A 6545-nucleotide genomic window follows, 5' to 3' on the forward strand; every position below is an offset into this window, starting at 1 on the left:
GGCTACGGCCATCGCAAGGGGGAATAAGCCTATCCATCTCCACAACCTACGAACTTTACAGGTTATTCCTTCCGGAGAGAAATCTCTCTGGAAGTGTGTCGTATGTTACCTCTGGTGACAGGTAGATTCAAGTTTTTTCCCGGTCCATTTTTCGATTTGTGTAAGGTGCTTCATCTATGGAGCGGATATTTGTTCCATTGTGGTATCGACTTCCGCACAAGCTGAAAATATTATGAAGCGGATGACAGAGGAAGAATGGATGACAGGTCTGCGGCGTGAAAGACGGCGTCCGGGCTATGAAATTTATCAACAGCCTATAACAGCAGAAAGAAAACACACCGTTCAGATCCATCATGGAGTGGCCGGTGTGTCTGTCTTGCTGAGATTTTTCTGGTGTGTTTCCACCCCCTTAAAACCCCCGGGTGTGCGCCATTGTAACATAGCGTCAGGGGGACTGTCAATTTCGATTCCCTTGCGTTTTTCTTACTGAAAACTTACTTGCCATGAATTTCAAAGGGTCGAACGTGTCTTACGTGGGTGGCTCGGCGGTACCCAGTTTTTCCAGTGTTCCGTATTCTGCCACCCGACGCCTCTAAAACTACCGCTGAAAATGAGAAAACTGCCGGGTGGCAAGGCCCAAATTTGTTATGCTGGATGCCCCTGTTTTTTGAATAACTTTTTCTTGCATATCAGAAAAACTTATGCCACCAGCCAAAGCTGATTTCACCAAAACCAACGGTTTTAAGGCATTTTCCGGCTTTTGGCAGGGGAATCCTTTGATTCAACCACAATATTCAGCGGATTCCCGGCTTTTTCGTGCAAAACAGGGTGGATATACCAATCCTATGCCAACAAGCGGCTCTAGCTCAACATCTTTTAGCCCTGTGACGCACCGTGACGGCCTGTGTGCCAGTTTTAAGACCCGGTTCGGAAAGATGTACCATGAAGCAAGTATTCTGGCTCGTTGAGCCAATGTGGAACAGAGGTATTTCTCCCCAAATTAACCAATATGACCAGGGGCGAAAAGTGTGCGGGTTAAAGGGCAGGTGGCTTAATGACACCTGCCCAGAGAACATCGCCCGGCAAAGCCGGGCGAATATCTTTACATAGACAAATTGTTTAACTCTTAATCTTAATTATATCTATTTTTTGTTGTAATGCTTTACATGTTTTTGTTTTACACAAATTTGGATTTATCTGATTTAGCTCTGTAAGAAACTTTTCTGACACCTCCAAAATTTGACATTTCACTTCCTGATATGGCACTACATAATTCAAGGGTTCAATGTAAGAAAACTGATATTTCTCAGTTATTATCAAATTATTGTTTCGACAATTATCGTCTACCGCAACATTGATAAAAATATTATCACCTCTCCTTGTAAAATCAATCCATCGGTTAACGGTTTCAATTTCTTTAAATGCAACATAATCTGATTCTGAAGCCAACAAGATGACAACTTGTAATATTTTATCAAACCAATAATCTAATAATTCACTCCCTTCCTCGTCTTCCTTTAATTGATTTTCGTGATAATATGAACCTTCTTGATGACCTCCAAAGGTAATTTGAAAAAATCCTAAAATCTGGTCATATTCATCATCAAACATTTTTGTTGGTATTGAACTCAATAATTGAATATCATCTACAACCCTAAAACTAATTTTAAACATTAATTAATCACCTACTTTAGCAACTCCAATAATTGTTGATATGTATACTTATAATCTCCAAATGCTGTCTTTATCCCTCCGTTTTCCAATGCAATAGTCACATTCTCACCACCGTAAGAAAATGTATATTGTCCTGAAGAGACTCCTCTTTCCAGTGCCTCTTTGTATCCTGCATTTACCGTATCTTCTATTTGTGCTTTGCTCCAATCTTTGTTAAAGAATGACTTATTTTCTAAATCTTTCAATACATCAGCCTCTGGCTTATTTTTTATCTGTTGAGCATAGCTGTTAGGATTATGACGGTTATTTATATGCTTTAATTTATTTTGGGATACCTTAGCCTCAGAATCCCCCTTGGCACTGAGTCATCCAGCTTATAACTTTCGCACTTTTTTCTCTGTTCTTTTGGAAAAGGTGGTAAACCAATCGTTGTGTTTTTCCAGTTCTATCTTAGCATAAACTGTTCATAACCAACAGACTTTATTACTCCGGCTCCCGGTATTCTGTATGGTTTTTCAGCATTCCATACACGATATTTACCAAACGCCGGGATACACAGATTAATGCCTGCTGTTTATTTTTGCCTTCCGCAACCCGTTTCAAATAATACTCACGGAATACCTTATTTCTTGGAGTCCCATTTGTTGAAATCTGTATCATCTGGATTGCCATAAAGTAAAAGATTGCCTGTAAACGCCTATTTCCCTGCTTCGGGCACATATCCTTCCCTTTTCCTGCCGATGAAAAATTGACTGGCGCTATCCCTGCGAACTTCGCTAGCTTATCCGCACTGGGAAAGCGGGTGATTTCGCCTATCTCTGACAGTATATTCGCTGCTGTTATCCTGTCAATTCCCGGCATGGTGGTCAGGGTGCAGTTAAATTCTGGAAGTAAGGTTTCAATTGCCTCGTTTACTTCTTCCAGCTGGATGCGGTAATGCTCCAAATCGCTGACCAGACTTCTTGTTATGACATCACGGCTCTCCTGATGCTCCCGTTTTGTCTCGCCATCAGCTTTTACCAGATTCAATATTTTCTCTGCACGTTTAACCGAACAGTTATTGTGGCTGACCGGGCGCAGTTCCTTTGCCAGTTCTTCCGCTGTCTTTCCCAGCAGATGGTCCGGTGATGGGTATTCCTTAAAAAAATACAGTGCCGTTGCACGGCTGATATCGCTGAAAAACTGCTTATAGCTGGGATACGCCATCCATAGCTGTTCATGGAGCTGGTTCTTCAGCCTGTGCAGATGGGTACAGATATTATCCCGCCGGTTTACTAACTGGCCCAGCGTCCAATACTTATCATCCGGTATCGCGTCCGGCAACTTATCCAACATATTGATCAGCACCAGAGCAACCGCTTCTGCATCATAGCTGTCGCTTTTTTGATACATGGATACGCTTTTTCTCTGGGCGTAAGACAAAGCAGTATTTACGTCTTTTACATGAAATCCTTTTTCGATCAACCATACAGCCAATGCGCGTCCATAACCGTAGGCGTTTTCCAGACCATACACTGCCGTCTTATCTTCTGTCACAAAACGGCTGACCTTCCTTATCAGCCGCGGAAACTCCGATGGTTTATTACTAAACGTAATCTCTCCCAACTTCGTATTCCAGCAGTCCAGCATGACTGCCGTGTGGGTTTCCTTATGCAGGTCAATCCCCACATAGATGATGTTTTCTTTTCTCAGATGCCATCCTTCCTTCTTTTCCTGTCTCCATCCGTAACTGTGAATCTGACGGCAACCTCAGCTGATAAGCGTTATGTGCCGGTTTACGCCTTCTGGCTACGGCCATCGCAAGGGGGAATAAGCCTATCCATCTCCACAACCTACGAACTTTACAGGTTATTCCTTCCGGAGAAAAACCACTCTGGAAGTGTGTCGTATGTTACCTCTGATGACAGATAGATTCAAGTCTTTCCCCGGCTCTTTTTTCGATTTGTGTAAGGTGCTTCATCTATGGAGCAGATATTTGTTCCATTGTAGTATCGACTTTCATACAAATCGAAGACGTTATGAAGCGACTGGAGGAGGAAGAATGGATGACATGTCTGCGGCTTGAAAGACGGCATCCGAGCCATGAAATTTATCAATGGTCAGTAACAGCAGAAAAAAATACACCGACCAGATCCATCTTGGAGCAGTCGATGTATTTGTCTTGCCGAGATTTTTCCAGTGTGTTTCCACCCCCTTAAACCCCCGGGTGTGCGCCATTGTACCATAGCGTCGGGGGAACTGTCAATTTCGATTCCCTTGCGTTTTTCTTACTGAAAACTTACTCGCCATGAATTTCAAAGGGTCAAACTAATACCGATATCGGCATTTTGGAACATGTCTTACATGGGTGGCGCGGCGATCCCCAGTTTTCCAGTGTTCCGTATCCTGCCACCCGACGCCTCTAAAACTACCGCTCAAAACAAGAAAACTGACGGTTGGAAAATCCCAAATTTGTTATGCTGGATACCCCTATTTTTTGAATAACATTTTCCTGCATTTCAGAAAAACTTATGTCACGAGCCAAAGCTGATTTCACCAAAACCAACGGTTTTAAGGCGTTTTCCGGCTTCTGACAGGGGAATACTTTGATTCAACCACAATATTCAGCGGATTCCCGACTTTTTCATGCAAAACAGGGTGGATATCCCAATCCTATGCCAACAATCGGCTCCGGCCCGCAATCTCTTAGCCCTGTGACGCACCGTGACGGCCTGTGTGCCGGTTTTAAGACACTGCTCGGAAAAGATACCATGAAGCAAGTATTCTGGCTCGTTGAGCCAATGTGGAACAGAGGCATTTTTCCCCAAATCAACCAATATGGTCAGGGTCGAAAAGTGTGCTGGTTAAAGGTTGGGTGGCTTGACGCCACCCAACCAGGGAACATCGCCCGGCAAAGCCGGGCAGGTATTATATATAAATCAATGTTTAGCTATACGAAAAACATAAATAAATTCAATTGGTGCTGTCAATTCATTCCAATCATCAACATCTTCTAGTTCAAAACATATTCCCTTTTCTTGTTCTAGTTCGTATGTATCATAAACTTGAATATATTCTCCAATGTAGTTCTTGATATCTTGTAATGTAGACCCAATCCCAATATACTTTTTATATTTTCCTGTAAAATCTTTTTGGACTCCAATTTGATCTAAACAATTGTCTTCAGCAATCCAAAATCTTGCATTTTCTACTTCTATCACCGAATCATTTTCTCTAAATCGTTCCTTAAAATCAGAGCCAATAATGTTCAATAGCTGTTCTCTAGTGATATCTAATTTTATGTTGCCAATCCCAACACCAGGAACAATTGAACCATCGTCTATTTTCATCACTGCACCTGCCTCACATTAATAAAACCATCTAAACTTGTTCCTTCATAAAAATCAATAATTTGTCCTGTCTCTTTATTTATAATTGCCTGTTTGCCATCAGCCCTTATAATTATTTGAGTTTCACCACTCTGTCCGCCTCTACTAGAATTCCATGTTCCCTCAAATATTTCTGCTGTACTTTTATTATTTTCTATGAAATTTCGTGCTCCAGCTTCATAATCTTTCTTACTTCCGTATCCCATATCTTTACCATGCTTATTATAGTGTTGACCCTGTTGATACATTTTTTGATCAGACACCTCTAGCTGATCTCCATATTTAGAATTAGCTTCCCCCTCATCCTCATTCTCCGGCTTAGAGCCTCCTGGAGAGGTGGCCTTGCTTAGCTCTACCTCAACGGCGCCCAATGCATTCGCCGTGTCCAATGCTCCGGATATGGTGATTGCCACCCCTTCCGCAACGATTACGATGCCGGCCGGCGTGACCTGTATCTGCCCGGTTGCTCCTGACGCTACCAAGGTCCCCAGCCCGAGCAGGGTGGTGTGATAGCCTATCATGATGCTTGCCAGGTCCCCTATCAGGCGGCCGATTTCAAATCCAAGGCTATTGGTTGATAAGTCCCGCATCAGGTCCAGCATGGTCTTATCACGCGCTTGCCCCGTCACATCCTGCACAAAGTTCTTGGGCAGTTGGACGAGTGCAGTTCCGTTTTCAATGACCGCTCCAACGGCTCCCAGCGTCATGCTCAGCAGGAAGCTCAGCACGCTGTCCGCCACCACCACCGCTTCAGAACAACTGGTGGACTGGGATGCTGCCTGGGCCGCTTTCATGTTCTTTTCCAGTTCCCGCTCCATCTGCCGTTTCTTTGAGCTGACCGCCAGTTTTACGGCCATCTCGCTTAGCCAGTCATCCAACGATGGGCGCTCCGGTGCATTGGAGGTTCGGGTCGCATTGCTCCAGTCTGCTACTGGTACATGATCCGTCCGGACTATATGGCTTTCCGTCTCCGGCCAATTCCCGCTTGGATCCACATAATTCAACGGGCTGCTCTTCACATAATTATACCGGTTCAGGGTCAGCGGGTCTGTGATATTCCCCAGATAGCTGTCCTCACTGATGAATCCGGCCGTCTTGACACTGTAATACCTTGACCGCAGATACTGGGCATCTATATTGGGGTTAAAGCTCTCCGCATTGTAGCTGTATACATTGTTATACTGCGGCTTTCCAAATGTAATGTCGCCAAAGGCATTATACCGGTACGACTGCCAGATATATCCATCACTTCCTGTCACACCTGTCACACTGCCTCTTGGGTCATAGGTATAGTAGCCGGTCCAGCCAGTAAAACGCTCATTGGTCAGGCGTTCATTCCCGTAGCTGTACGCTGTATCCATTATACCATTGATATTCAGCTCCATCAACACTTCCACATGGTCGCGGTTCACATCATTGACATATTCCACCAGCTCATAATTCTTCTGTTTCCCGGTGGTCTTAATCATGTCAATCAGTTCCTGCTCCAGCTCGGATACCTCG

5 protein-coding genes are annotated in these 6545 nt (G+C 44.0%); all 5 read right to left on the reverse strand.

The features are described 5' to 3' along the window. Positions 1-1119 precede the first annotated feature (1119 nt). Complete coding sequence (locus G614_RS0123165; RefSeq protein ID WP_027643797.1) at positions 1120-1674, reverse strand: hypothetical protein; 555 nt, start codon at positions 1672-1674, stop codon at positions 1120-1122. An 11-nt stretch (positions 1675-1685) separates the two neighbouring features. Further along, a complete protein-coding gene (locus tag G614_RS0123170; protein ID WP_027643798.1) occupies positions 1686-1919 on the reverse strand; it encodes a hypothetical protein in 234 nt (77 codons plus the stop codon). 238 nt (positions 1920-2157) lie between these two features. Further along, the gene (locus G614_RS0123175) at positions 2158-3342 is read right to left on the reverse strand and encodes an IS110 family transposase (RefSeq protein ID WP_080664609.1); all 1185 of its coding nucleotides are present in this window, start codon (positions 3340-3342) and stop codon (positions 2158-2160) included. A 1250-nt stretch (positions 3343-4592) separates the two neighbouring features. Then, positions 4593-5003 carry a hypothetical protein gene (locus G614_RS0123180; RefSeq protein WP_027643800.1) on the reverse strand — a complete coding sequence of 137 codons (411 nt, stop codon included), beginning with the start codon at positions 5001-5003 and terminating at the stop codon, positions 4593-4595. Beyond that, positions 5003-6545: RHS repeat domain-containing protein (locus tag G614_RS33145; RefSeq protein ID WP_044918689.1), on the reverse strand; the 1543-nt coding region annotated here is incomplete at its 5' end. The genes G614_RS0123180 and G614_RS33145, both read right to left, overlap by 1 nt.

Origin of the sequence: [Clostridium] clostridioforme AGR2157 (genome assembly GCF_000424325.1) — a bacterium.
Classification (GTDB): Bacteria; Bacillota; Clostridia; order Lachnospirales; family Lachnospiraceae; genus Enterocloster; species Enterocloster clostridioformis_A.

Coding starts and splice junctions, on each gene's coding strand:
- G614_RS0123180 (WP_027643800.1), bottom strand. CDS start 5,003: ATGAAAATAGACGATGGTTCAATTGTTCCTGGTGTTGGGATTGGCAAC.
- G614_RS0123165 (WP_027643797.1), bottom strand. CDS start 1,674: ATGTTTAAAATTAGTTTTAGGGTTGTAGATGATATTCAATTATTGAGT.